The organism is Magnetococcus sp. PR-3, from assembly GCF_036689865.1.
GTDB lineage: Bacteria > Pseudomonadota > Magnetococcia > Magnetococcales > Magnetococcaceae > Magnetococcus.
The window spans coordinates 70,205-94,092 of record NZ_JBAHUQ010000028.1 but is presented as its reverse complement, the minus strand read 5'-3'; the positions used below and the strand labels follow the sequence as shown (position 1 = coordinate 94,092).

25 protein-coding genes are annotated in these 23,888 nt (G+C 51.9%); 15 read left to right on the top strand and 10 right to left on the bottom strand.

All coding sequences use genetic code 11. From position 1 onward, the window contains the following. Positions 1 to 820 precede the first annotated feature (820 nt). The gene (locus V5T57_RS15085) at positions 821 to 1,009 is read right to left on the bottom strand and encodes a hypothetical protein (RefSeq protein ID WP_332892071.1); all 189 of its coding nucleotides are present in this window, start codon (positions 1,007 to 1,009) and stop codon (positions 821 to 823) included. 282 nt (positions 1,010 to 1,291) lie between these two features. Here V5T57_RS15085 and V5T57_RS15080 point away from each other — a divergent pair, with 282 nt between their 5' ends. Then, on the top strand, positions 1,292 to 1,435 hold the full coding sequence (locus tag V5T57_RS15080) for a hypothetical protein (protein ID WP_332892070.1): 144 nt from the start codon (positions 1,292 to 1,294) through the stop codon (positions 1,433 to 1,435). A gap of 110 nt (positions 1,436 to 1,545) precedes the next feature. Here V5T57_RS15080 and V5T57_RS15075 read toward each other — a convergent pair whose 3' ends face one another. Further along, complete coding sequence (locus V5T57_RS15075; protein WP_332892069.1) at positions 1,546 to 2,502, bottom strand: 2-dehydropantoate 2-reductase; 957 nt, start codon at positions 2,500 to 2,502, stop codon at positions 1,546 to 1,548. Between the two features lie 22 nt (positions 2,503 to 2,524). On the opposite strand from V5T57_RS15075, the gene V5T57_RS15070 reads away from it, so the two are divergent. Next, positions 2,525 to 2,824 carry a hypothetical protein gene (locus V5T57_RS15070; RefSeq protein ID WP_332892068.1) on the top strand — a complete coding sequence of 100 codons (300 nt, stop codon included), beginning with the start codon at positions 2,525 to 2,527 and terminating at the stop codon, positions 2,822 to 2,824. On the opposite strand, the gene V5T57_RS15065 is transcribed toward V5T57_RS15070, so the two are convergent. After that, positions 2,817 to 3,347, bottom strand: coding sequence for an O-acetyl-ADP-ribose deacetylase (locus V5T57_RS15065; RefSeq protein WP_332892067.1), 531 nt, complete (start codon positions 3,345 to 3,347; stop codon positions 2,817 to 2,819). The genes V5T57_RS15070 and V5T57_RS15065 overlap by 8 nt on opposite strands. 322 nt (positions 3,348 to 3,669) lie before the next feature. On the opposite strand from V5T57_RS15065, the gene V5T57_RS15060 reads away from it, so the two are divergent. Continuing rightward, positions 3,670 to 4,641 (top strand): lytic transglycosylase domain-containing protein, encoded by a 972-nt coding sequence (locus V5T57_RS15060; protein ID WP_332892066.1) that lies wholly within the window; start codon positions 3,670 to 3,672, stop codon positions 4,639 to 4,641. Between the two features lie 77 nt (positions 4,642 to 4,718). Here V5T57_RS15060 and acuI read toward each other — a convergent pair whose 3' ends face one another. Further along, positions 4,719 to 5,705, bottom strand: coding sequence for an acrylyl-CoA reductase (NADPH) (acuI, locus tag V5T57_RS15055; protein WP_332892065.1), 987 nt, complete (start codon positions 5,703 to 5,705; stop codon positions 4,719 to 4,721). Between the two features lie 200 nt (positions 5,706 to 5,905). On the opposite strand from acuI, the gene V5T57_RS15050 reads away from it, so the two are divergent. Continuing rightward, the gene (locus V5T57_RS15050) at positions 5,906 to 6,649 is read left to right on the top strand and encodes a c-type cytochrome (RefSeq protein WP_332892064.1); all 744 of its coding nucleotides are present in this window, start codon (positions 5,906 to 5,908) and stop codon (positions 6,647 to 6,649) included. Positions 6,650 to 6,755: 106 nt separating this feature from the next. Beyond that, positions 6,756 to 8,039, top strand: a complete 1,284-nt coding sequence (locus V5T57_RS15045; protein ID WP_332892063.1) for a cation:proton antiporter — start codon at positions 6,756 to 6,758, stop codon at positions 8,037 to 8,039. A gap of 151 nt (positions 8,040 to 8,190) precedes the next feature. Here V5T57_RS15045 and V5T57_RS15040 read toward each other — a convergent pair whose 3' ends face one another. The 3 genes from V5T57_RS15040 to V5T57_RS15030 are packed head-to-tail and all read right to left on the bottom strand — an operon-like array spanning position 8,191 to position 11,006. Continuing rightward, positions 8,191 to 8,772: a DNA-J related domain-containing protein gene (locus tag V5T57_RS15040; RefSeq protein ID WP_332892062.1), complete on the bottom strand. Its 582-nt coding sequence runs from the start codon at positions 8,770 to 8,772 to the stop codon at positions 8,191 to 8,193. Further along, positions 8,769 to 9,521, bottom strand: coding sequence for a bestrophin family ion channel (locus V5T57_RS15035; RefSeq protein ID WP_332892061.1), 753 nt, complete (start codon positions 9,519 to 9,521; stop codon positions 8,769 to 8,771). The genes V5T57_RS15040 and V5T57_RS15035 overlap by 4 nt, the downstream gene beginning before the upstream one ends. Before the next feature lie 3 nt (positions 9,522 to 9,524). Beyond that, positions 9,525 to 11,006 carry a tetratricopeptide repeat protein gene (locus V5T57_RS15030; protein WP_332892060.1) on the bottom strand — a complete coding sequence of 494 codons (1,482 nt, stop codon included), beginning with the start codon at positions 11,004 to 11,006 and terminating at the stop codon, positions 9,525 to 9,527. Positions 11,007 to 11,132: 126 nt separating this feature from the next. Here V5T57_RS15030 and V5T57_RS15025 point away from each other — a divergent pair, with 126 nt between their 5' ends. The 9 genes from V5T57_RS15025 (at position 11,133) to V5T57_RS14985 (ending at position 20,413) form a co-directional block, all read left to right on the top strand. After that, on the top strand, positions 11,133 to 12,281 hold the full coding sequence (locus V5T57_RS15025) for a DegT/DnrJ/EryC1/StrS family aminotransferase (protein ID WP_332892059.1): 1,149 nt from the start codon (positions 11,133 to 11,135) through the stop codon (positions 12,279 to 12,281). A 2-nt stretch (positions 12,282 to 12,283) separates the two neighbouring features. Beyond that, entirely contained in the window at positions 12,284 to 13,285 is a 1,002-nt protein-coding gene (gene neuB, locus V5T57_RS15020) for an N-acetylneuraminate synthase (protein WP_332892058.1), read from the top strand. Between the two features lie 84 nt (positions 13,286 to 13,369). Continuing rightward, the gene (gene neuC, locus V5T57_RS15015; protein WP_332892057.1) at positions 13,370 to 14,527 is read left to right on the top strand and encodes a UDP-N-acetylglucosamine 2-epimerase; all 1,158 of its coding nucleotides are present in this window, start codon (positions 13,370 to 13,372) and stop codon (positions 14,525 to 14,527) included. Between the two features lie 158 nt (positions 14,528 to 14,685). Then, positions 14,686 to 15,741: a nucleotidyltransferase family protein gene (locus V5T57_RS15010; protein WP_332892056.1), complete on the top strand. Its 1,056-nt coding sequence runs from the start codon at positions 14,686 to 14,688 to the stop codon at positions 15,739 to 15,741. After that, positions 15,741 to 16,436 (top strand): acylneuraminate cytidylyltransferase family protein, encoded by a 696-nt coding sequence (locus V5T57_RS15005; protein ID WP_332892055.1) that lies wholly within the window; start codon positions 15,741 to 15,743, stop codon positions 16,434 to 16,436. The genes V5T57_RS15010 and V5T57_RS15005 overlap by 1 nt, the downstream gene beginning before the upstream one ends. 750 nt (positions 16,437 to 17,186) lie before the next feature. Further along, positions 17,187 to 18,242, top strand: a complete 1,056-nt coding sequence (gene cobT / locus V5T57_RS15000) for a nicotinate-nucleotide--dimethylbenzimidazole phosphoribosyltransferase (RefSeq protein WP_332892054.1) — start codon at positions 17,187 to 17,189, stop codon at positions 18,240 to 18,242. Next, the gene (locus V5T57_RS14995) at positions 18,235 to 19,026 is read left to right on the top strand and encodes an adenosylcobinamide-GDP ribazoletransferase (RefSeq protein ID WP_332892053.1); all 792 of its coding nucleotides are present in this window, start codon (positions 18,235 to 18,237) and stop codon (positions 19,024 to 19,026) included. The genes cobT and V5T57_RS14995 overlap by 8 nt, the downstream gene beginning before the upstream one ends. An 82-nt stretch (positions 19,027 to 19,108) precedes the next feature. Further along, a complete protein-coding gene (locus V5T57_RS14990) occupies positions 19,109 to 19,765 on the top strand; it encodes a glutathione S-transferase family protein (RefSeq protein ID WP_332892052.1) in 657 nt (218 codons plus the stop codon). A 189-nt stretch (positions 19,766 to 19,954) separates the two neighbouring features. Then, positions 19,955 to 20,413 (top strand): group I truncated hemoglobin, encoded by a 459-nt coding sequence (locus V5T57_RS14985; RefSeq protein WP_332892051.1) that lies wholly within the window; start codon positions 19,955 to 19,957, stop codon positions 20,411 to 20,413. Positions 20,414 to 20,469: 56 nt separating this feature from the next. Here V5T57_RS14985 and V5T57_RS14980 read toward each other — a convergent pair whose 3' ends face one another. Both V5T57_RS14980 and V5T57_RS14975 read right to left on the bottom strand, forming a co-directional pair. Then, a complete protein-coding gene (locus V5T57_RS14980) occupies positions 20,470 to 21,054 on the bottom strand; it encodes a hypothetical protein (protein WP_332892050.1) in 585 nt (194 codons plus the stop codon). After that, entirely contained in the window at positions 21,054 to 21,875 is an 822-nt protein-coding gene (locus tag V5T57_RS14975; protein WP_332892049.1) for a glycosyltransferase family 2 protein, read from the bottom strand. The genes V5T57_RS14980 and V5T57_RS14975 overlap by 1 nt, the downstream gene beginning before the upstream one ends. Positions 21,876 to 21,963: 88 nt before the next feature. On the opposite strand from V5T57_RS14975, the gene V5T57_RS14970 reads away from it, so the two are divergent. Beyond that, positions 21,964 to 23,139: an aminotransferase class I/II-fold pyridoxal phosphate-dependent enzyme gene (locus V5T57_RS14970; RefSeq protein ID WP_332892048.1), complete on the top strand. Its 1,176-nt coding sequence runs from the start codon at positions 21,964 to 21,966 to the stop codon at positions 23,137 to 23,139. Positions 23,140 to 23,281: 142 nt separating this feature from the next. Here the strand turns inward: V5T57_RS14970 and V5T57_RS14965 are convergent, their stop codons facing one another. Further along, the gene (locus V5T57_RS14965; protein ID WP_332892047.1) at positions 23,282 to 23,764 is read right to left on the bottom strand and encodes a hypothetical protein; all 483 of its coding nucleotides are present in this window, start codon (positions 23,762 to 23,764) and stop codon (positions 23,282 to 23,284) included. Positions 23,765 to 23,888: the final 124 nt, after the last annotated feature.

The following is a 23,888-nucleotide window of genomic DNA, read 5'->3' as shown; positions in this document are numbered from 1 at the left end:
TCCTTGTTTAGAGCGCTCTTTGTTTATGAAGGGTGTCGCTGAACATATGTTGTTGAGCCGTGTGGGTTGGAAGCGGAGAGTCGAGCTGCCTGGGCGCAATACCCCTGTCTGATGATCTGCTTGCCATGATGGGCAGCACTCTTTGTGGATATCTGTGAAGAGGACAATCAAAGCATGCTGGGGGAGACAGGCTTTAAGGGGTATGGGCTCTGTATGGGTGAAAGCAGGACCCGATAGCACAGGATTGATGATCTCTATGCCTTTTTTTACAGAGATGTGTTGCCGTTTCACACCAACCAAACACCGGGTGAGCCTAGGCATGAGCATATGAGCGTGGTCATTTCTAACGAAAAAATTGGGGCAATTACGACCAGTTTGCGGGCAGAAAATTCGTTTGCGGTATGAGTTCACGGGTGGGGGTTGTGTTGGTTGAAGGTAGAGCCCGACACAAGAGGATTGGTTAGCTCTGTTCTTTTATTATGACGAGGCATTTCACCGTCCAGGTGTCAAACTCAAGGTAAGCCTAGGCATGAACAGATGGTGGGTGGTTGCTTCTATCTGCAAAATTCTTGCTGATCACGACATCATGCGGGCATGTGTGTAGGCTAGGTTCGAAGACCCTAACACAGCGTTTTTCTGCGCTAGGTTTCTCCTTGCGCGCCTACGCGCATGGGACTGGAGGCGCTAATATAGGCTCCAACACATTCGACTGGGGTTTATGCTATGGCTCAACTTCAGATAAGAAAAGAAGCATCTTCCCCCATGGAAGGGGGTATGTAGCCCTGTGGCCAACAAGAGAATCCTTTGCTGGTACAGACCCTTAGCAAACCTTTTGACAACGGGTGATGCAAGAGGCCGTTTGATCACTGATGTCTGGCAATTGATCGAATTTTTCAAAAAGCGTCTTTAGCTTTTCTCGATTAGAGGCATGATCGGACATTTTCTCAATGAGCGTCATCTTTTCTCGGATGATCCGATCACGTTCCTTGGCGGGTAGAGGGGTAGCCATAGTCATCTCCTGCAAATGTGACATAATGTGACTTCAGTATGGCATAGAAGTGAAAACCAAGCGAATCAATTCTGAATGGTGGGTATCATTATTATTTATAATCTGGAGGTCTACAGCTGAATAATATCCTATAGCGCGACTTTTAATTGTCCTTGGGTACCTATAGGTGGGGAACAATAAAAGTAGACATGGAATAGAGTTTGCTTTTGATCACCCAAACCCTGTTTTGCTTGATGGCCAGACAGTCGCTTTAAACGACAGCACTACCCCAAGGGGTGCACCATGCACAATTCCTCTTACCTCCCCACCTTACCCTGGCAACAGACCAAGGATATTGCGGTAAAAGTGGCGGCGGCCGTCTACTTTGGTGGGGTTTACGGGCTGATCTTAATTGGTTTGATACAGCTATTTTTGATGTTTCAGTAAGGGTGCACAGCCCACGGTCTAGTTAGATCTCTTTTTGAATGATCCTAAGGTAAACATACGTGTCACGGTCTTGGCGCGGCATTTTTTTGACAATACATATCCTGCAAAAGTTAGGGGTGGGCAATCGCACTCAACAGGGCATAGAAGCTCTCTAAGTGCGGGTAGTGGTGGCCCAGCTTCTCAGCACGTTTAAGGGCATTACCCAAAATAGCTTCCACCTCCATCTGCCGACCCTCTTCATGATCCAGTAGCATACTGGTCCGATAGGGTTTCATCTTCTCTGTGGCGGCCATGTTGGTTTCAATCACATCTTCATCCAGCGGGTGGCCCGCAGCCAAGGCTAGCTCGACCACTTCTGCCATAACAGCGCGACACAGCTTTTTTAACGGTTCACGGTCCATGATCTGCCGGGTGGTCAAACCGCCGCCGAGCACTGAAATGCTATTAAAAGGGGCGTTCCATACCAGTTTGCGCCACCGGGCGGTGACCACATTGTCGGTGGTTTTGGCATCAATATGTGCGTTTTGAAACAGCTGTGCCAGCTGTTCTAGGGCAGGTTCTACCGGTTTGGGGGGGTAGTGTCCCATGCTTAGGTGGCCAAAACAGAGATGGTCTATGTGTCCGGGTTGGGTTCGGCTCACACAAACAAAAGCTAAGCTGCTGATCATGGGGTTATTGGGAAAAGCTTGATAAACGGCTTCTTCTATTTCAATACCATTTTGGATGAGTAAAATGGTGGTATGGGGACCCACTTTAGGTGCAATGATACGGGGTAGGTCGATTTGGGGCAGCACTTTCAGGGTGATAAGCATATAATCGGGCGTTTCAGGAAACCCTTCCACCTCACGATGCACAGAGTGGGGAACGAAGTGGTGTTCTCCCTGATCAAAACTGTGGATCATGATGCCGTGATCACGTACGGTTTCATAATCGGACCGACAGACGACAGATACTTGAGCACCCGCTTGGGCCAGCCGAGCGCCATAAAAACCGCCGATGGCACCGGTACCTACCACCAGTACGGTGGGGGATGAAGAAATGGTTGGGGTTACATTTTGTTTAGTCATGGCTTTTAAGGAGCTTTTTAAGATGAAAACTGTGTTGACAATGGGCTTGGGTCTTTTGGCCCTAATGACCGTTCAAAATGCTGCTGCCGATGAAGGCAAGGTTCTGCATAACGAAAGTTGCACCGAGTGTCACGCCAGTCGATTGGGTTTTGATGATAACGCGATCTATACCCGTGATGACCGTCGCATGAGCAACTACCACAGCCTAAGGCAAATGGTGGCGCGCTGCAATAACCAGACAGGTGCAGGCTGGTTTGATGAAGAAGAACAGTTGGTAACCGATTATCTGAACCGAGCCTTCTACAAGTTTCCCGCTAAGTAGTGTGCGATGTGAGCGATGCCAAGATCTGTTGAAGAATCTGGGCATCTGCCTCACTAAACGCCACCAATACCCTGCGCGCCATGGGGATCTCTGTGGTGCGTAGGGTCTGTATGGCGATCTGTGCAGCGGCCGCCTTGGGGTAGCCATAGACCCCCGTACTGATACTGGGAAAGGCGATACTTTGCGCCCCTACCTCTTGGGCGCAGTATAGGCTGTTACGGTAACAGGCGGCCAGCTGTCCAGCCGGGTCCGGATCCCGGTCATAGACAGGCCCCACCGTATGAATAACCCATTTGGCCGGTAATAGCCCAGCGGTGGTGGCAACCGCCTCACCGGTGGGCAGGCCGTCTGGATAATCCCTTTCCCGCAATGCTTGACAGGCCTGTAGGATGGCAGGGCCACCTGCTCGATGGATGGCACCATCTACACCCATTCCCCCCAGCAAGGCATTATTCGCAGCATTGACCACAGCGTCGATGCTCAAGCGGGTGATGTCCCCGGTCACGATCTCTATCTTACCCATGTTTGCACCTATGGATATGGCATGAAATAGCGGCTATTTACAGCAGCTAACTTAAGATGTCTTTGTCTCTTTAAAATCTAAATTAAGGGTTTTGGTTTATTAAAATCCCTTAATAAACAATACCTAAAAATTCATGGCATGGCCATTGCTATTTAAAGGGTGGGAAACAGTTTCAACCGATCCAGGGAGGATCGGTTGGGGTCTGGGTAAGGATACCCCGGCCCCAATGTAGAAGGAAGATGCAGAGGTTTGGGACGAATGGATCGTCCCTAAGAAAACCATCGATGCTTGCATCGGTTGCACCTTCGGCCAAGGAGGGACGATGATGAAAATGTTCCCAGCACCTATTACCCCGGCCTCATGGTCGCGCCATACCGATGGTGCCGGCCGAGCTGCCCCTGTTGGTGGCGATGCCGAAGCGTTTCAACAGGCACTGCAACGGGCAAGTGCCACAACTTTGCGTCCTGCGGCGCTTAATAACACCATGGTGGACTACCTGTCCAATATGGTGCGTGGATCCCTGAAACGTCATGCGCCTGCGGTATCTACACCGTTACAGCAGCGTCCACATATGGTGGATCGTGCGGCGGCGAGTTGGATCTACCAAGCGGTACCCAATGGTGGGGCTCTACCCATTAACCCCAAGCATGTGAACGCCGCATATATGCACCAGCGGGTTGAGACACATGCTGCTCCGGGGCAGGTAGATCGTATTGCGGTACGTGAAGCACGTATGGGTACCCAGGGGCTTGCACACCATCAGGGCGGGGGCATGGCCGATGAACAGCACCGTCGTGAAGCACCCCGTGTCACCATTGGCCAAAACCCGGCAGCGCGTATGGCCGAAGTGGTGGGTGGTCAGCGTGTGGCGGCACAGACCGTTACAACCTCAAAAAATATTCCCTATGCCGACCTCATCCAACGGGCCGCTGTGCATAGTGGTGTCGATGAGCGCTTGTTGCGTGCCGTCATTTATGTAGGGTCCCATTTTGATCCCCGCGCGGTTTCTGCGGAAGGGGCGCAGGGGTTGATGCAGATGAAGCCTCAGGTTTCGACAGAGATGGGGGTTAATGACCCTTTTGATGCGGAACAGAATGTGATGGCTGGTAGCCGTTATCTGAAAACCTTACTGGATCGCTACCAGGGACAACGGGATCTAGCTTTGGCGGGTATGCACTGGGGGGTGAACCAGTTGGAGCGTCATCCTGATGCCATCCCCGACCGCACGGCTGATTTTATCCATAAGGTGGCCAAATTGTTGGATGCCGATGAAAGTTCACAGGTTATGGTCTGACTTTCATCCAACCTAGAGCATATAGAAAAGGCGGATATCTTGCGATATCCGCCTTTTTTCATGGTAGAACTGTTCCCTTAAATATCCACAACCACCCGTCCCTGGATATTGCCATCGATAATTTTTTGCGCGGCATCGGTGGCCTGTTCCAAACTGATATGGGTGGTTAAACTGTCCAGTAGGTCCAGGGGCAGACGTTTGGCCAGTTGTTGCCACGCTTCACGACGCCGTGAGGGGGGGCAGTAGACCGAGTCGATCCCCTGCAACCGTACATTGCGTAAAATAAAGGGGAACACGGTGGTGGGTAGATCCATGCCACCGGCCAAACCACAGGCGGCCACGGCGCCATTATATTTCATTTGGCTAAGGAGGGTTGCTAGGGTCTGGCTGCCGACGGTATCAACCGCACCCGCCCAGATTTCGGACTCCAACGGACGGCTTTCACGGCTCAGGTCAGCTCTGGGTACAATCTCTTTGGCCCCTAACTCTTTGAGGTAAGGTTCGAGCTCAGCCCGCCCTGAACCGGCATGTACCTCAAAGCCTGCCTCGGCGAGGAGGGAAACAGCCACACTACCGACACCCCCTGCGGCACCCGTCACTAAAATAGGGCCAGCCTCTGGTGTTAAACCAGACTCTTCCAGCGCCATCACACACAGCATGGCGGTAAAGCCTGCGGTGCCAACAGCCATGGCACGGGCTGTGGAGAATCCATCGGGTAGTGGGGTTAGCCATTTGGCTTTCAGCCGTGCGCGCTGGGCATAGCCGCCCCAATGACGTTCTCCAACGCCCCAGCCGGTGAGCACCACGGCATCACCCGGCTTAAAGGTGCCGCCCTCACATTCAAGAACTTCCCCGGCTAGATCAATGCCGGGTACATGGGGGAAATTGCGAACAATTTTACCGGTCCCGGTAATGGCCAAGCCATCTTTATAGTTCAGGCTGGAATGCTTAATGGCAACGAGCACCTCACCTTCAGGTAGATCATCGTTGGTTAGGTGCTCTATGGCTGCAACGGTTTTGCGTTCTTCTTGACGTAAGACCAGAGCCTTAAAGGTATCTGACATGGTTGTTTCTCCACGCATCGTTAATAAATCCACGCTAGAATTTAAGCTTGGACCAGAGCGGATTAAGAAGCAATCAATTTACAGTGGCCCTTGCACGGTATTGATCATGCTTTAGGGATAAAGAGTGGGTGAGCTTCGATCTATTTATCTCTATACTGGTGCGGTTTTATACATAAAAAGGCATGCAACCGAGGTGGGTTATGGGACTGGCTAGAAGAAAAACGGGATTATTGGGACTGGCACTCATGGTGGTGCTGTTGCTGAGTGGTTGTGCGGAGAAGCCTCTACCACTGAGCCCCGAAGAGCAGGCCATACGACAAGCTTCTATCACCCGTGGTGGGCGTTTGTACGATAATTGGTATGAGGAAAAAGCTTCGGTAGGTCCTCGGACGACCCATCGTCTCTACCCCACGCAGGCTCAATTCCAAGGTAGTATTACTTGGCGCTGTAAAGAGTGCCATGGCTGGGATGGCTATGGCCGTAATGGTATTTACCGTGGGGGGCCTCACTACACCTTTATCCAAGGGGTTGAGGATATTGACCGCATGAGTGATGCCCAGGTAAAGGCTAAACTCCGGGGTGGTCACCGCTTTAATTCACTGCTACTGGCCAAAGATGAAACGGACCTTATCCGCTTTATGCGGGAAGGTGTGGTCAATATGGACCGCTATATTGACCGGGATGATGGTCGTATGCGCCGGGGTAATGTTCAGCAAGGGGCGCAGCGCTATCAGGCGTTGTGCGAAAGTTGCCATGGTAGCAACGGTATTAAAGGCCCCATCGTTCCGTTGGGTATGGTTGCCAATCGAGAGCCCTGGCAAACCCTGCATCGTATTCTCCATGGTCGTCCAGGTATTGAGAATAAACCCGCTATGTTTACCTATGGTGTGGAGAGTGCCGTTGATATTCTCGCCTTTTTACGCACCCTGCCAGCACAACGATAATTTTTTCCGTACGGATAAAAGGAACCAATCGGGGTGAAAAGGTGTATAAGGGATAGGGGGCATTCGCCCCTCATTTTTCCATATAGACCGATGTAATAGAGGGGATATGGGTCAAGTTACGGCACAGGCGCATCTGTTTGTTACCTTAGGGGGGTTGTTTTTACTGGGGTTGGCAACCGAGGTGATCGGGCGGCATATCAAGCTACCCCGTGTGACTTTACTGCTGCTTATGGGCGTGGCTTTAGGCCCCATGGGGCTGACCCTTATTGTCCCCAAACAGGATGTCTGGTTACTGGCCGCGGCCGATGCTGCTTTATTGATGGTCGGGTTTTTATTAGGAAGTAAATTTACCCCAGCCACCCTGGATCGCTATGGTCGCCAAGTGATGGGGTTTTCCATTGCAGAGGTGGTGATCACCGTGATGGTGGTGGGGGTGGGGTTGCACCTGTTGGGGGTGCCCACCGAGATTGCGCTGTTGCTCAGTGGCATCGCCACAGCCACCGCGCCGGCTGCAACCATTGATGTGGTCCGGGAATCCAAAGCTGAAGGTCCTTTTTCTGATACCTTGCTCGGTATTGTGGCGGTGGATGATGCCCTGGGGCTGATGGTTTTTAGTCTGCTGGTCTCTGTTGTGGCCGCCATGGGTGGGGACGGGGGCTTTATTCAGCCACTGCTCATTAGTGTTTGGGAAATTGCAGGTGGTTTGTTGTTGGGTGGGTTTGCTGGGGTGGCGCTGGGGCAGGGTATGGAACGCTGCGATACCCATGAGGGCTCCCTGGTAATTACCTTTGGGGGTATTGCCCTGGCAGGTGGTATTGCCTTTAGTCTTGGGGTCTCCTTCTTACTAACAGCCATGTCCATGGGTGCAGTGCTGGTGAATGTGGGCAAGCGTAGTGCTGATGCCGTTCGCCATGTGGAAAAATTAATCTGGCCCTTTATGATTTTGCTGTTTGTCTTTGGTGGGGCATCCATGCAACTGGAGGGGCTAGCCGTCATTGGTTGGGTCGGGGCAGCCTACATAAGTCTACGTATTCTCAGTCGTTTTTTGGGTGGCTGGGTTGGGGGTTGGTGGACCGATGCTAACCCTGTGATGACCCGTTGGATGGGGATGGCCCTTATGCCCCAAGCCGGTGTGGCCCTGGGTATGGCCTTGATTGCTTCCCAGCGTTTCCCCCATTTAGAAGCGCTACTGATGCCCGTGGTCATTGGCTCAACAGTCATTTTTGAGTTGATTGGTCCTTTAATGACCCGTCGTGCTTTGGAAAAAGCGGGTGAAGTCGGGCGGGGTGAAGAGCGGGACAGTAAAGAGCTGCCTAAGCGCAAACGTCGTACGGCCCAGGCTTCACAAGGCTCGACCACCAAGCGCAAGCTGGGGGATCAACGTAAATAGTGTTGGAACACGATCTCTACCCGAGCTCATGCCTCTGTTAGCGGTCGCCTCTCTGCCTCCCCCCCCCCCGATCAACAAAGCATCCTCTACCGGCGTGTAGAGATGGCGTAAGAGCGTGGGCTGCAAGGCTGAAGGTTGCTCAGGGTATCGATTATGGGGTCAATAAAAACTCAGCCGCTTCGGCAATTTGACGAAACTGGTCGGCATCTCCCCCACTGTCGGGGTGGTGCTGTTTGGCCAGGGACCGATAGCGCTTTTTAATGCTGGCTTGGTCGGCCTCGGCAGGTAGATCAAGTACGGACAAGGCGGCATCCCGCCCTTCAAACCGATCAAAACGTTCCCAAAATTGTTGGAGTAACTGTTCCACATCCGCCCGTGTGGTCTGCTCCAGATGGCTTAGGTCCAGATAGTAGTCTCGCAACCCATCGTGCCGGGCTGGTATCTCTCCCTCGGACCGTTGTGGGTCGGTTGGGGTGAGTTTGATCTCTAGACAGTGGATCTCCAGCTGTCCCACCTGTTGGGTATGCAGCCGATCCCGAAGTCGGTAAAGATGATGAAACAGCAGAAAATGAACCCGAAATAGTACTTCTGGATCCTGTAGGTTCTCCGCATCAAAAGGGGCAATTTGGCGTGTTTTAAGGAGCTGGTAGAGCTCAAATTCTTTCATCCCTTCTGGGTGGTCCCGAAGGATAGACTCCAGCAGATCCAGCTTCTCTTCCACATGCCGGTTCATCGGCGTTCTACCCGAAGCATACGGGCTTGAACACGGTCAATAAACTCAAAGCGAATGTCGTCAGGGTCCTGTCCAAAGGGGTCCTCAATCTGATCTTGAATATCCATTAACACCACACTCATAAATGCCACCAGAAAAGCGGAGGGCACACCCAGCCAACCCATGGTGGCAAATTCTGGGGTGAGAATAAGCATGCTGACCTGCAATGAAGAGTGTAAAAAACCCCGTAAGACAGATGGTGTGTTGTACTCTTTGATCGCCAGTAGGCGCTCAAAGGAGTAACGCATGCTCTGGTGCCACTGTAGCAGCCGGGCAATTTCTGGTGGCGGCATGCCATTTTCCCGCGCTTCCTCAATGTGCTGGATGAGGCGGCTAAAAAAATGATCCAGGCAGCGTAGATTCTCGGCATTTAAAGAGGCTTGTTTACTCTCCAATGAACGTTTAATAACGGGGAAGAGCTGATGAAAATCTTTTTGCGCCGAGGCCAGTCGGGCGGGTGGTAGCCACAGAATAAAATAGTCGTTAAAGGAGAGAATGCTGGATTTCAAGCTGGCAATCTCATCCAATCCCTCAAAGCGACGGCGATTGGCGGTACCGATGGTAATGGCGAAGGTAAAGAAAATGCCCGCAAATACAATATTACGGGTGGCGTCCATCTCTACCTGCCAATTTTGTTGAACGCACAGGGCGGTTAGCAGGGCAGAGAGCGTGGCCAGTAGGAAAAAAATGGGTTTTAAAGGAAAGGGCATGGTCTATCGGCCTTCTTGAATGGTTTCTTCAAGGGCTGTGGCCACCTGTTCAATCACCGGTTGCCAGGCACCAGGGGTGGGCTGGCGGAACAGTCTCATCTGGGGGTACCAGGGGGTGCTTGGACCTTGCAGCCCCCACCGCCAATCAGCAGAATAGGGGGTAAGTAACCAGGTTGGGCAGTTCAGGCCCCCCGCCAGGTGGGCCGAGGCGGTATCAATGGAGATAATCAGATCCATCTGCTGCATGGCTGCAGCGGTCTCATGAAAATGGCCCAAGATTTTACTAAGATCAATCAGTGGTGTCTCTGCATCCAAATGGGTGGGAACCTCTTCGTCCAATAAACCTGTTTGTAAGCTATAGAATGTGGCCCCCTGCACCTTGGCCAAAGGGGCCAAAAGTTCAAACGGGCAACTACGCCTGCGGGCAGGATCCCGTGCATGCAGCGGCTTACCTGTCCAGATAAGGCCCACTTTAAACAGCCCATGTTGGGTGTGTGGGGCCAAATGCTGTAAAAATTCAGGGCTTACTTTAAAAGTGGGTAGATCGGTGGGAATGGTCTCCACCCGGGTGCCCAGTAGTCGCGGTAGCTCCAGCAAAGGCACATAGTAGTCTGCTTGGACCTTTTGGACATCCAGTACATTGCAGTATTCATCGGCCAGTTCGTTGTAGCGAAAGAGATTGATCAGTCGGTTTTTGCTCTCCACAATCAACTTCTTGACGCCCAACTGCTTAAGTTGTGGCAGATAGCGGGCAAACTGTAAGTTATCCCCATAGCCCTGTTCACACAAAACCAGCAATACCTGATCGGTAAGGTCACAGCCCCCCCATGCAGGTATATTGGCTGGTATTCTCTTCATATCATTGAAAACATGTTTAAACTTAAACCGCTCTGTGTAGTGCTTCCAGCCATTTTCAAAATCACCTGTTGCCAGCAGGGTCATGGCATAATCCACTTTGGCTTTGGGATCCTCCGGGGCCAGCTGTATGGCGGCGCGGAACGTTTTAAGTGCGGCTTCCATCTGGCCAATGGCCTTTAGGCAGAGACCCAGATTAATCCAGGCTTCATGAAAATCCGGTTTTAACTTAATGGCGCGGGTGAAGGCTGAAATGGCTTGATCGGGTTGACCCAGATCGATGTGGCTATCCCCCAGCCGATAGTAAGCGTGGAAATCATCAGGGTTGAGTCCAATGGCACGGCTGTAGGCTTGTTTGGCCTGTTCGGGTTGTTCCAGTTCTTGAAAGGTAAGGCCAATGGCCATCTGAAAATCAACACGTTCAGCATCCAGTGCCACAGCCTGTCTTAGGGCATCGTAGGCTGCTTGCCACTGTTTTAAATCTTGATAGGCAAGCCCTACCAGATAGTGCAGGTCCCCCATATTACCATGCTGACGTAATAGGGTTTGATAGAGGGGGAGAGCCTCTTCCGCCTTACCCGCTTCCTGCAGGGTAATGGCACGTGCCAGGGTTTCTTTAAAACTGTCCACAGCGCTCATCCGCTTCCGTCGTCGGGTTGGTGAGAATATTGCGAGTCCATGTACCACAATTACCTGGACCACAGGGAACTACTCAAATGTTGTACCAACTGCAACGATGGATGATGAGGTGAAGGTATGATTCCGTTGGCTATTCCCCATCTGGTGGGGCGTGAGGCTGAATATCTACAAGCTTGTATTGAAAGCACCTTCGTCTCTTCTGTGGGTCCTTTTGTTGATCGTTTTGAGCAGCAGGTAGCCACAGCCGCCGGGGTGCCCCATGGGGTTGCGGTCTCTACGGGTACGGCGGGCTTGCATGCCTCTTTGGCGGCGCTGGGGGTGAAAAGGGATGATCTGGTTATTCTGCCCGCTTTAACCTTTATTGCCAGCGCCAATGCCATTGCCTATCTGGCTGCTGATCCATGGATTATGGATGTAAACCCCCAGAGCTGGACATTGGACCCCACGGTGGTGGCCGAGCAATTAAAGCAGCATACCCATACACAAGAGGGGCAGCTGATCCATACACCCACAGGGCGGCGTGTGGCCGCGATGATGCCCGTTCATGTGTTAGGCACACCGGCGGATATGCAGGCGTTGGTGGCCTTGGCCAAGGCGTATAACCTACCTGTGGTGGCCGATGGTGCGGCTGCACTGGGGGCGACGGCCCATGGACGAGCCATTGCCGATCAAGGGGCGGACCTGACGGTGTTTTCCTTTAACGGTAATAAAACCCTGACCTGTGGTGGTGGCGGGGCGGTGGTTGGTGCAGATCAACAGACCATTGATCGTGTGCGTCATTTAACCACCACAGCGCGTCAAGGGCCGGGGTATGACCACGATGCGGTAGGCTTTAACTACCGTATGACCAATATTCAGGCGGCGGTGGGGTGTGCGCAGATGGAGCAGTTGGAAACCCTGGTTGGGGCCAAACAGAAGATCCGTAACCGTTATGCAGAGGCTTTAGGCCATCTACCGGGTGTGACACCTTTTCAAGCCCCCGATTGGGCACAGAGTGCTTGGTGGTTCTCTGGTGTGGTCATTGATCGTCCCATCCAGGACCAAGCGCAGATCCGCCAGCAGCTGCGCGAAAAAGGGGTGGATGCCCGACCGTTCTGGAAGCCGATTCACCAACAGGCGCCCTATGCCGCGTCACCTGTAAGTTCAACCCAGGTGGTGGATGACTTATGGTGGAAAGTTTTGACGCTGCCCTGTTCGTGTGGGTTGACGGAGTTGGATCAACAGCAGGTGATCGAGGCGGTTACCTCGGTTCTACAGGGAGCATAAGTATGTCAGCTGTGATCATTGCAGAAGCGGGTGTGAACCATAATGGTGATTTGGGCTTGGCGCTGGATCTGGTAGATGCTGCGGCTGAGTGTGGGGCAGACGTGGTGAAGTTTCAGACGTTTGATCCCACATGTATTGCCAGTCGCCATGCGGGTAAAGCGGCCTACCAAAAGCGCACAACCGATGCGACAGAGAACCAGCAGAGCATGCTGGAACGGCTGGCACTCTCTGTGGACGCCCATCATCAACTGATTGCCCGCTGCCAACAGCGTAACATCACTTTTCTTTCTAGCCCCTTTGATCTGCCCAGTTTGGCGCTGTTGGTTGAACTGCAACTCTCGCCTTTTAAAATTCCCTCAGGGGAGCTGACCAATTTGCCGTTGCTACGGGCCATTGGTGCGACCAAGGAGCCGGTTATTCTCTCAACAGGTATGGCGACACTGGGTGAGGTTGAAGCCGCCATTGCTGCGTTGCGTCTATCTGGGACCCCGGATGACGGCATTACCTTGTTGCACTGCACCACGGAGTATCCTGCACCTTTGGATGAGGTTAATCTCTCAGCCATGACGACGATGGGGCGGGCCTTTGGTTTGCCGTTTGGGTATAGCGACCATACCCAGGGCATTGCCATTCCTATTGCAGCGGTGGCTTTAGGGGCGGTGGTGATTGAAAAACACTTTACGTTGGATAATGCCCTGCCAGGACCAGACCATAAAGCCTCCCTGGAACCTGGACCCTTTAAGGCGATGGTGGCGGGTATTCAGGATGTGGCATTGGCGATGGGGGATGGCATTAAGCGTCCCACCCTTTCTGAGCTGGCCAATAAACCCATTGCTCGAAAATCCATTGTGGCGGCCTGTGCCATTGCAGTGGGGGAGAGCTTTACGGCGGTCAACCTGACCACCAAACGTCCTGGAGATGGTTTGGACCCCATGCTGTGGGATCAGGTTATGGGACGGGTTGCTGACCGGGATTATGCCATGGATGAGGCGATTGTACTTTAACGATCTTCTCTGGCCTGTCTCTCTCTTGCCCCTTGCCCCCGGTGATGTTGCACCACAACGACGTTTGGCTTTACCAGGTGAAGCATGATGAAAATTCTAGGTATTACCTGCTCCCGTGCTGAGTATGATCTGATGAGTGGTCTCTATATGCGGTTGCATAAAGATCCTACCGTAGAACTGAAGCTGTTGGTGGCAGGTTCTCATCTCTCCCCAACCTTTGGTCGCAGTGTCGACGCTATTAAAAAGGATGGGTTGGATATTCTGCTTACCCTGGAGACACTGTTAGATGCCGATAGCCGTATCTCCCGTTTAAAGTCCGCCAGTCTTCTGCTGCAAAACAGTATTGACCTGGTTGCCCACCATGGACCGGATCTTATTCTTTATGCCGGTGACCGGGAGGAGGTGGCCATAGGTGGGTTGCTGGGGGCTTATTTGGAGATCCCGACCTGTCACTTTTTTGGGGGAGACCACTCACAGGATGGGCATGTGGATCATATGGTCCGTCATGCTACCTCTAAGCTCTCTACCGTGCATATGGTTTCATTACCGCAACATGCTCAGCGGTTGCTAAAAATGGGTGAGCACCCCGATCGAGTGCACCAGATTGGTAGTATTGCGTTGGATAAGTTTGTACGGCATCAAGCCGCTCCAAGGGCTCAGATCCATCAGCAATTGGGCATTGAACAGGGTTTTGAACGCTACGCCTTGGTGATTTTTCATCCGGTCGCAGAGGAAAAAGAGCAGGCGCATCTCTATTTTGAGAACATTCTTCAAGCTTTAAAGAAACAGGGTGTGCAGGCACTGGTTAGTGCGCCGAATGCGGATGAAGGGTTTAGTCGCCTATTAGAGGTGACCGAGCGATATCGGCAGGATCCCAACTTCCATTTTTACCGTAACTTGGATCGTGCGCTGTTTCTCTCAGTCTACAAACGGTGCGAATTTCTCATTGGCAACTCCTCCAGCGGTATTATCGAGGCAGCTTCCATCCCTAGAGCGGTGGTTAATGTGGGGCTGCGTCAGCGTGGTCGGTTGGCAGGGGATAATGTGCTTTTTTGCGATGCCGATCAAAAATCTATCGAACAAGCGCTGCAAAATATGGAAAAACCTGCCTTCCAAAAACAGCTGCAAGGGTTGAAAAACCCCTATGGAGATGGAAAAAGTGAGGCCAAAGCGCACGAGCTTATACAAACATTGGATTTTAATTCGTTGCGTTTAAAGAAAGAGGATATCCTTACATTGTAAGGGGTTGCGTGTGGACTGGTGGTGCGCTAGTTTGGCTTTTTGGGCGGCGGCACAACTCTTGCAAATTTGCCAAGGGTGGAAAGGATGCTGTGTCATCGGTTGTTCCCCCTGTGTGAGGTGTACACATCTCAAACAAGGGGTCGTATGGGAGCCAAACCATGTTGTCCATCTCTTGGAAATCAGTCCGCATAGAGCCAGAGGCCCCGATTATGCGGGCGCTGGAGATCATCAGTGAAGGTGCCTTGGGTGTTGCCTTGGTGGTGAATGGGGATGATAAGCTGTTAGGTGTTGTCACCGATGGTGATGTACGCCGGGGCTTGTTGCGCCATATTTCGCTGGATGCCCAGGTACAGGAGATTATGTGTACCACGCCCACCGTGGCACGGGATAGCGACAGTCAGGAGCATATTATGACCCTGATGCGTACCCGCACGCTGCACCATATCCCGGTCTTGGATTTTCATGGTCGGGTTGTGGGGCTGGAGTGGCTCAAAGAGATGACCCTGCCGACCCCCAGGGATAACTGGGTGGTTCTGATGGCGGGGGGGTTAGGCAGCCGTTTGGGGGAGTTAACCCGAGATTGTCCTAAGCCTCTACTGCATGTTGGTAAACAGCCTATCTTAGAGTTAATAATAGAAAATTTCGTCAGTTATGGTTTTCATAAGTTCTATCTGGCGGTGAATTATAAAAAAGAGATGATCAAATCCTATTTTGGGGATGGTTCCCGAATGGGGGTGCGTATTGAGTATTTGGAAGAACAAGAGCGGCTCGGTACTGCGGGTCCCCTTTCATTAATGCCAGAAGCCCCTAAAGAGCCCTTTTTTGTGATGAATGGGGATCTTCTGACCCGCATCCACTTTGGCCGTGTTTTGGATTACCATATGGCCCAAAAGGCCGATGCCACCATGTGTGTACGCCAAGTGGAAGAGACCCTGCCTTATGGGGTGGTGGACCTTGGTGAGAACCATCGTCTCAATGGAATTACGGAAAAGCCCGTCAATAAATACTTTGTCAATACAGGTATCTATTTGCTTGAGCCCAGCGTGCTGCCGGTCATCCCGCAAGCGCAGTTTTTTGACATGCCGGATCTGTTCCGTACCTTGGCTGAGGATGATAAACATCCTGTCGCTTTCCCCTTTTTGGAGTATTGGATGGATATTGGTCAGGTGGGGGATTTCCATCAGGCCTGCCAGGATGTTGAGGACGTCTTTTAATGATTGCAGGTAAAAGGGTGCTGGGGATTATTCCAGCCCGTGGTGGGTCCAAAGGTATACCCGGCAAAAACTTGGTTGATCTGGGTGGTAAGCCACTGCTGGCTTGGACCATTGAGACAGCCTTGGCCTGTTCGGAAATCGACCGTGTGGTGCTCTCCTCAGATGCTGCCGACATTATGCAGTGTGCCCGTGAGTATGGCTGCGATGTTCCGTTTCAACGTCCTGCAGCGTTGAGTACGGATTCCGCACCCGCCTCATCAGCCATTTTACATGCGCTGGAGAATCTGGAGGAAGCGTATGATTATCTGGTCATCTTGCAACCCACCTCGCCCTTTCGCAGTGTGGGGGATATCCAAGGTTGTTTGAACCTCTGTATCGATAAGCAAGCTCAGGTCGCGGTGTCGGTCATGGAGCCGCGTCATCATCCCCACTGGATGTTTACCCAAGATGAACAGGGGCGTTTACATCAGATGATGGCGGGTGAGATCCCCTATCAACGGCAAAAACTTCAGCCCTGTTATGCTCTGAATGGGGCGGTATATGTGGCGGATGTCGCCTTTTACAAACAGCATCAGACCTTTCTTTGTGAACAGACGCTGGCCCATGTGATGCCCGCTGACCGTTCAGCCGATATTGATACCCCGGATGATCTTCTCTGTGCCCGCGCATGGGTCAGTCAGCAAGCTACGGATTGACCTCTGCCATCTTTCCCTTAGCGCGCCATCTCCTGTAGCCGTCCACCCATAGCGTGATGTTTATCATGGGGGAGGGGGCGTATGGCTTAGGGACAAGCCCACTCTTTAGGGGGCGCTATCCCTGCAACAAATGGCTGGGCACGTCTGTTCCATCCCCCCCGACCAAAGCAGGGTGGTGGAACATGTTTTGTGACCCTGTTAAAGCGTTAAGCTTACAACCTGATGCCTCATCTTGTGTGAGGCTATGGCGTTTTAAATCCTTCATTTAGACTAAGCATAACAGAAGCTTCTGCATCTTGCTTAGGTGCGGGGAGTACGGGCTTGTGTGCTGCCCCCAGGTCGAGCGGGTTGGATCATCTCTCCGCTGCGGCTTAGTTGGGTATAGACAAGTTTCACCCCATCATCGAGTGGCCCCTCTCTCCGGTACCTGCCTTGGAGCTTTTGTCTGGACCATCCCCCATCTTTAAAACAGCGGAACAGATGCAATCCTGATCGGTTGTATGCAGATCAGGATGTTGCAAGCTGATACATACGGTTTATTTACGGCACATGGGCCAGCTTATGTTTGTATTGGATTTTATGCCCTTCTACTGGTCGTGTGGTGTGTAATCTTTTGTATCGTTGGAGGAAAATAGGGTCGTGTGGTGTCGTGCTTGCCACGCCGTTCTAAATTTGCAGAAGATGGTACAGAGCGGGAGCCCATGTTAGCATAAGGTTTCTTCCTTAACGCCCCATCTATGGCATGGTGATATGCACGCTTCCCCCTGGTACCAAGCTCCGATACACCCTTTGGATCAAGCGTCTAAACAGGCTGCTCAACAGCGACAGATGCAGTTGACCAAGCCTCCTGGCTCTTTAGGCCAGTTGGAGGAGCTGGCTATCCGGCTGGCCTCTATGCAGTGGCGCTCTCACCCGGCCATTAATTCGGTCCGTATTGTCATTTTTGCGGCAGATCATGGTATTGCAGCCCATGGTGTGTCGGCCTTTCCTCAATCGGTTACGGTGGAGATGATTCGTAACTTCTCCCGTGGCGGTGCGGCCATCAGTGTGTTGGCACAGCAGTTAGGGGCGCATTTGCAGGTGATGGATGTGGGGGCATTAACCGATGTGGGGCCTCTGCCGGGTGTGGTTAGCCATCGTTGTGGGGCGGGGACCGAGGATTTTCGTCATCAGCCTGCTATGACCATGGAAGCGCTGGAGCAGGCGTTGGATGCGGGTAAACATGTTATTGAACAGCTCCATAAAGCCGGTTGTGATCTGTTTGTCGGTGGAGAGATGGGGATTGGTAACACCACCTCAGCCAGTGCTTTGCTCTGTGCGTATGGTGAGGTAGCCCCCGAACAGGCCGTTGGTCCAGGAACTGGGGTTGATCAAGCGGGTATGGAACGTAAAGTGGCTGCGATGACCGAAGCGTTGACCTGTCATGGCCATGCGCTATCTAATCCGGTCGAGGTGTTGCGGCGATTGGGCGGGTTTGAAATTGCGGCGCTGGCGGGTGCCTATATCCGTGCGGCTCAATTGGGGGTTCCGGTGATGGTCGATGGCTTTATATGCAGCGCCGCCGCGTTGGCGGCTGAACAGATCTGCCCTGGTGTGATGCAATGGAGCTTTCTTTCTCACCGTTCGGCTGAGCCTGCCCATGCTGGTCTATGTGGGTTGTTAGACTTAGAACCCATTTTGGACCTGGGCATGCGGTTGGGTGAAGGCAGTGGGGCTGCGCTTGCGGTCCCTGTGTTGCGTATGGCCTGTGCCTTACACAATGAGATGGCAACCTTTGAACAAGCGGGGGTTTCCGGCGGTGCTTAAAAGCTGGAATCTGCATATATGGTGGCCACTTTGTGCCGCTGTTCGTCTCCTGAGCCGTTTTCCCTTTCCTGAACCTGGGGCGTGGAGTGGGGTGGTGCAAGGGCGCGCGGTGGCGTTCTATCCCTTGGTGGGTATGGCCATTGGGCTACTGATGGTACTGCCTATGTCCTGGTTGGGTACCCAAGCACCAGCGTTGGGTGCGGCAGTGGCAACCTTGATATGGGTCTGGCTGACCGGTGGTTTGCACCTGGATGGGGTGGCGGACAGTGCCGATGCCTGGATGGGTGGGCTAGGTAACCGAGAGCGCACCCTGGAAATTATGAAGGATCCTCACACCGGTCCGGCTGGGGTGGTCTCCTTAGTCTTGGTCTTGCTTCTAAAATTTGCCGCCCTGCACACGCTTTTACAGTTACAAATGCCCTTATGGATTGTGGTCTTTACCCCCATGTTGGCGCGGCTTGCGGTGGGGTTGCTGTTTTTAACCACCCCTTATGTCTCCACTCAGGGTATGGCCCAGGATACTGCGGCCCATTTACCCCGGTATTGGATCTGGCTTTTGGTGGGGTTAGGCTGGTTTTATCCGCTCTTCTTCTTTGACCCTTGGTTGGCCATGCCCATGCAAGCCTCTGCCTTGATGTTATGGTTTGTCATGTGGATACGTACCTTAAACCGTTTGGGGGGGTTTACCGGTGATGTCGCCGGAGCGCTGGTGGAGTGGAGTGAGGTCGTGATGTTGGTCACCGTAACCGGGGTCGTTGCCTCGGGCTGGTTACCAGAAGGTTAATGTTATGATCATTTTCCCCTTGGCTGTGCAACCGTCCAGGGAAGCGATAGAGGGTCATTGCCCTCCGTGAAGGAGCAAACAGATGAAACAACCTAAATTGAAAATTATTAGCTTTGCCATCTGCCCCTTTGTGCAGCGGGCTGTGTTGTTAATGGAGCTCAAGGGGTTGGAGTATGAGCTTGAGTATATTGATCTGGCCAATAAGCCGGATTGGTTTTTAGCACTCTCCCCCATGGGGAAGGTACCGGTGTTGCAGGTGGATGAGACAACGCTGTTTGAGTCTCAAGTGATTGTGGATTATCTGGATGATATTAGTGAAGGGTCACTCCACCCGTCGGATCCCCTTTTAAAAGCACGGCAACGGGCGCTGATGGAGCTGGGATCTACCATGATTATGAGCCAGTGGGCCATGGCTAAAGCTCAGACAACAGAGATCTTTAATACCCAGCAAAGTACCTTGTACAAGCAGCTTGGCTTTTTGGAAGAGGCGCTGGCGGCGACACCCTATTTTAATGGGGATACGCTGAGCATGATTGATGTCTCTTTTGCCCCGCTGCTCCAGCGTTTAAAACTGTTGGAGAGTCGCTATTTGGCGGATCTTTTTCAACAGAGCCCCAAGGTGGCCAAGTGGGCCGAAGCGTTATTGGCCTTGGAAGCGATGAAACGATCGGCGCATCCTGAACTGGAGGCTTTAATCGTTAAGCGGATTGAAAATGAAAAAGGGGTGTTGGCGGCTTAATCTGTACACTCAGCCGTAAGTTTTTCGTTTTTTTTACGGATCTTTGCTCGGAGAGTGGTCTGGTGTTAATTTTAGGATATATCGATATATCCTATTAATATCATTTGAATATACAATTTCTCTTCAGGGTTGTTGCCAAGCTAGGGTTGTTTCTGTTTTTGACAACCTTCTACGTTTGGAGTAAGCACCATGAATTGGATGAAGATAGGGACCCTTAGTATGTTGTTCAGCCTCATGCTTGGGCTAGGTGTGGTTGTTGATGCCCAAGCTGAGCAGGCTAAAAGCCTGTATGAGCGCCTGGGTGGGTATGATGCCATTCATGCGATTACCCATGATCTGGCAGGACGGTTGGTTAAGGATGAAAAGCTTGGCCGTTTTTGGGCGCATCGTGGGCAAGATGGCATCAACCGTGAAGTGCAGTTGATCGTAGATTTTTTGGCCAATAAGTCGGGCGGGCGCCACTACTATACAGGCCGTGAAATGAAGTTATCTCATGTGGGTATGGGCATTGATGAAGAGGACTGGACGCGAATGATGGATCATCTTAAGGCGACGTTGAGCAAGTTCAAAGTAGCCACTCAAGCGCGTAAAGATGTAATCGCCTTCATCAAAAGCACCAAGCAGGATATGGTTGAAGATAACAACTGATTATTAGAGGATCATTAAAATAAATCAGTAGGTTGGGGCGATAGAAAAGGGTGATCCTAAGGGGTCACCCTTTTTTTTGTTAAGGTCACGACCTTCAAATTAAATGGGGCAGAACCGACGTGGGCAAAATAGGATTGTAGCTTGGCTGTGGTCGTCTTAATGGCAAGGTGCTCTTTATGGCGTTTGCATGGTTGTTGGGGTTGGCAGGGGGAGGGGTAGCTCCCTGCCAATAAGCCGGATTGGAGATCGTTGCTAATGCGCTCGGGGTTAAGCAAGGACAACGTCAACTTAGTACCAACCTGTTTACCCAAAAGAAGAAGGTAAAAGGGGGGGTATGGTTGGTTTAAGGGGGTGTCGGGTAACATGTGCCAGAAGTGATGCCCTTTGAAGTCAACGATATAAAAGTGAATAAGGGGTTGGGGTTGCTCCTGGCTGTAAAGGGCATACAAAGGGTGGTCCGGTAACCGGCGTATGGTCACCTGCTCGGTTGCTTTGCCTTGCTCTAGAAGTGTCCAATGTCCCTCTAAAGAGGGTACGACAATGCCCTGTTCTGGTGACCCCAAAGGGTGATCAAAGGCGGTAGATTGGCAACCGCTTAACAGCAGCAGTAACGCGCCTAACACAAAGCGCCACGCCAGCATTATGCAAGAAGTCCTGAAAAACCTTGTTGTTTTAGGATGCTATCCACTTTTTCAACCGGCCATTTTTTATGAAACAGCGCTTTATTAAAGTGTCGGCTGCGGTCATAAGTCTCCTGGTCCAGGTGGGGCATGGAGGCACTGTGTAGATGAACAAAACGCGCTGCAGGCTCATAGTGAATATGGTAGCCCGCTGCAGACATGCGTAGGGAGAGATCGGTATCTTCCATAAAGACAATGTCATATTCTTCATCAAAAAAACCAACTTCTTCAATCGCCTTACGGTCTAACACAACACCGGTACCCATAAAGGACTGCAACGCACAGGCTTGGTGTACGCGGGGGTCGTCCATGGCCAGGTTGGGCAGATGGTAGATCGCTTCCCCTTGTTGGTTAAATTGAGACCCGCAGGTCTGTACCGTCCATTGGTCAAAGCCTTTTTCTTCGTCCGGTAGAACAATCAGGCCTTGTACAGCCCCACACTTTTCAGTCTGGTCAAAGCGTTGGTAGACATGGTTAAGCCAGGGGGCGACGGGGAACATATCGGTATTAATCAGAGCAATATGGGTGCCTTGCGCCTGTTGTAACCCTATGTTGTTGGCACGTCCAAAGCCTAGGTTTTGCTCATTACGAATCACTTTAATACGGCTGTCTTGACTTAATGCCTCATAGGTTTCATTGGTTTGTGGCTCCCATGATCCATTATCAATCAAGATGATTTCATAGGGGGCTTCGGTAAATTGGGTGATGTATTGTACCGAAGTCGCCATAATGTTGATGTTATTAAAAACCGGCATCAGGATGGATGTGAGGAGCTGGGACATGGTGACCTCTTTAGCATGTGTTCCATAGGTTCTGTGTACGTTCTCACAGCAATGCAACCTCAAGGCCAGATGGATAGGAAAAAACGCGATGCAGTGGGCAAAGAAGATTGAACAGATACAGCCGTTTTATGTGATGGAGATGCTGGCCAAGGCCAAGGCGTTAGAGGCGGCTGGTGAATCCATTGTGCGTATGGAGGCTGGAGAGCCTGATTTTAAAACCCCCCAAAAGGTCATGGCCGCTGCCCGTCAGGCGCTGGATGAAGATCGAACCCGCTATACACCCTCCTTGGGGATACCTGAGCTGAGAAAAGCCATTGCCCAATGGTATGGGGATCGGTATGGCGTTAAGGTATGTCCGGATCGGGTGGTGGTAACCCCAGGCACCTCTGGGGCTTTTCAATTGATCTTTGGCTTGTTGTTGGATGCCGGAGATCGGGTCGCGATCTCTGATCCTGGTTACCCCTGCTATCCCAATATGGTTCGGTTTGTCAATGGGGACCCGGTGCGTATTCCCGTATCCCCCCAGGCCCATTATCAGTTGAGTGCTGAGGTTTTGGCCAAGCATTTGGCCCCCACCCATGAGCGGGGGCTTAAAGCTGCCATTGTAACCTCACCGTCCAACCCGACAGGTACTTTAATTCCCGATGCGCAAATGCAAGGGCTACTGACAGCGGTGGAAGGGCAGGGTGGCTACGTTATTTCCGATGAGCTCTATCATGGTATTACCTATGGCTGTTCGGCACGAACGGCGCTGGAGTTCTCAGAAAATGCTATTGTTGTGAATGGTTTTTCAAAATATTTTGGGATGACCGGTTGGCGGCTGGGGTGGATGATTGTGCCCCCCTCAGCGGTACGGGGGATTGAAATGTTGTCGCAGAACCTGTTTATCTCAGCCCCCACCATTGCACAGTATGCAGCCTTACAGGCTTTTGAGTGTGCAGGAGAGATGGATGCCCAGGTGGCACGTTACGATGCCAACCGTCGTTACTTGCTCGAAGAGCTGCCTCAATTAGGCTTTAAAATTGGTGTAGAGCCCCGTGGTGCCTTCTATGTCTATACCGATGCTTCTGAGGTGTTGAAAAAAACCGGTTTAGCCGATGGTAAAGCGCTCTGCCTTGCTGCCTTGGATCAGGCTGGATGCGCATTTACACCTGGTTTGGATTTTGGGGATTACCGTAGTCGGGAGCATGTGCGCTTCTGCTATGCCGCTGAGTTGAGCCAGTTGAAAAAGGCGATGCAACAGCTCCGCAACTGGTTGGGGTGAACCCTGGTATAAAAGATAGCGTGTAGAGCGTTTAACCGGTGTGTTCTTTGGTGCTTTATGGGGGGTGCGGTTAATCTTGGTTGTTGACTCACATAGATAAAACAAGCCCCGTCAGTTTGCGCTGCCGGGGCTTGTTTTATCTTTACCAAGGGTAGTTGGAACCCTTCTTTTTCTTCTTCTTTTTCTTCTTCTTTTTCTTGGGGACGAAGCGCTCTTCATCCTCCCCATCTTCCTCATCCTCTTCATCAATCCCGAGTGGATGCATGAGAACCATGGGCTCATCACTACTGTCCAGTGCGGGAGCATCATCCGCCAGCCCTGCTTGTAGTGCAGAGGCCAGCTCTTTTTCTCGGTTTAGGGCCGCTGCCAGTTGCATACGCAGCATGGCAATACGGTTATCTTTTTGACCCAAGAGTAGAAAAACGGCTTTCATAAGCTCAGGTACGGTGAGCTGAATCTCTTCCGGTTTTTCCTCTGTATCAATCTCCAGACCAGCGGCTGTTAAAAAGCGGATCATGGCATCGGGCGTGACACCAGCCAGCCAAGCGGCATCTTTTAAGGAAAGCTCTGGAAAATCAGCATCGGTCTGTGGACCCGAGCTAAAAGGGGTGTCCAACGGTTGCATGGGATAACCTTTTCTATAGTGAACACGCCTAGCAGGACGTGAATTCATCTTTCTAAAAAACGCGGGCATTATGCCATAGCCCCTATGGAAAGCTCCAACGGATTCCCAATCATCACGTTCTTTT

Bases quoted from the DNA above. Each gene is read 5' to 3' on its own strand.
- V5T57_RS15085 (WP_332892071.1), bottom strand. From the start codon at position 1,009: ATGGCTACCCCTCTACCCGCCAAGGAACGTGATCGGATCATCCGAGAA.
- V5T57_RS15080 (WP_332892070.1), top strand. From the start codon at position 1,292: ATGCACAATTCCTCTTACCTCCCCACCTTACCCTGGCAACAGACCAAG.
- V5T57_RS15075 (WP_332892069.1), bottom strand. From the start codon at position 2,502: ATGACTAAACAAAATGTAACCCCAACCATTTCTTCATCCCCCACCGTA.
- V5T57_RS15070 (WP_332892068.1), top strand. From the start codon at position 2,525: ATGAAAACTGTGTTGACAATGGGCTTGGGTCTTTTGGCCCTAATGACC.
- V5T57_RS15065 (WP_332892067.1), bottom strand. From the start codon at position 3,347: ATGGGTAAGATAGAGATCGTGACCGGGGACATCACCCGCTTGAGCATC.
- V5T57_RS15060 (WP_332892066.1), top strand. From the start codon at position 3,670: ATGATGAAAATGTTCCCAGCACCTATTACCCCGGCCTCATGGTCGCGC.
- acuI (WP_332892065.1), bottom strand. From the start codon at position 5,705: ATGTCAGATACCTTTAAGGCTCTGGTCTTACGTCAAGAAGAACGCAAA.
- V5T57_RS15050 (WP_332892064.1), top strand. From the start codon at position 5,906: ATGGGACTGGCTAGAAGAAAAACGGGATTATTGGGACTGGCACTCATG.
- V5T57_RS15045 (WP_332892063.1), top strand. From the start codon at position 6,756: ATGGGTCAAGTTACGGCACAGGCGCATCTGTTTGTTACCTTAGGGGGG.
- V5T57_RS15040 (WP_332892062.1), bottom strand. From the start codon at position 8,772: ATGAACCGGCATGTGGAAGAGAAGCTGGATCTGCTGGAGTCTATCCTT.
- V5T57_RS15035 (WP_332892061.1), bottom strand. From the start codon at position 9,521: ATGCCCTTTCCTTTAAAACCCATTTTTTTCCTACTGGCCACGCTCTCT.
- V5T57_RS15025 (WP_332892059.1), top strand. From the start codon at position 11,133: ATGATTCCGTTGGCTATTCCCCATCTGGTGGGGCGTGAGGCTGAATAT.
- neuB (WP_332892058.1), top strand. From the start codon at position 12,284: ATGTCAGCTGTGATCATTGCAGAAGCGGGTGTGAACCATAATGGTGAT.
- neuC (WP_332892057.1), top strand. From the start codon at position 13,370: ATGATGAAAATTCTAGGTATTACCTGCTCCCGTGCTGAGTATGATCTG.
- V5T57_RS15010 (WP_332892056.1), top strand. From the start codon at position 14,686: ATGTTGTCCATCTCTTGGAAATCAGTCCGCATAGAGCCAGAGGCCCCG.
- V5T57_RS15005 (WP_332892055.1), top strand. From the start codon at position 15,741: ATGATTGCAGGTAAAAGGGTGCTGGGGATTATTCCAGCCCGTGGTGGG.
- cobT (WP_332892054.1), top strand. From the start codon at position 17,187: ATGCACGCTTCCCCCTGGTACCAAGCTCCGATACACCCTTTGGATCAA.
- V5T57_RS14990 (WP_332892052.1), top strand. From the start codon at position 19,109: ATGAAACAACCTAAATTGAAAATTATTAGCTTTGCCATCTGCCCCTTT.
- V5T57_RS14985 (WP_332892051.1), top strand. From the start codon at position 19,955: ATGAATTGGATGAAGATAGGGACCCTTAGTATGTTGTTCAGCCTCATG.
- V5T57_RS14980 (WP_332892050.1), bottom strand. From the start codon at position 21,054: ATGCTGGCGTGGCGCTTTGTGTTAGGCGCGTTACTGCTGCTGTTAAGC.
- V5T57_RS14975 (WP_332892049.1), bottom strand. From the start codon at position 21,875: ATGTCCCAGCTCCTCACATCCATCCTGATGCCGGTTTTTAATAACATC.
- V5T57_RS14970 (WP_332892048.1), top strand. From the start codon at position 21,964: ATGCAGTGGGCAAAGAAGATTGAACAGATACAGCCGTTTTATGTGATG.
- V5T57_RS14965 (WP_332892047.1), bottom strand. From the start codon at position 23,764: ATGCAACCGTTGGACACCCCTTTTAGCTCGGGTCCACAGACCGATGCT.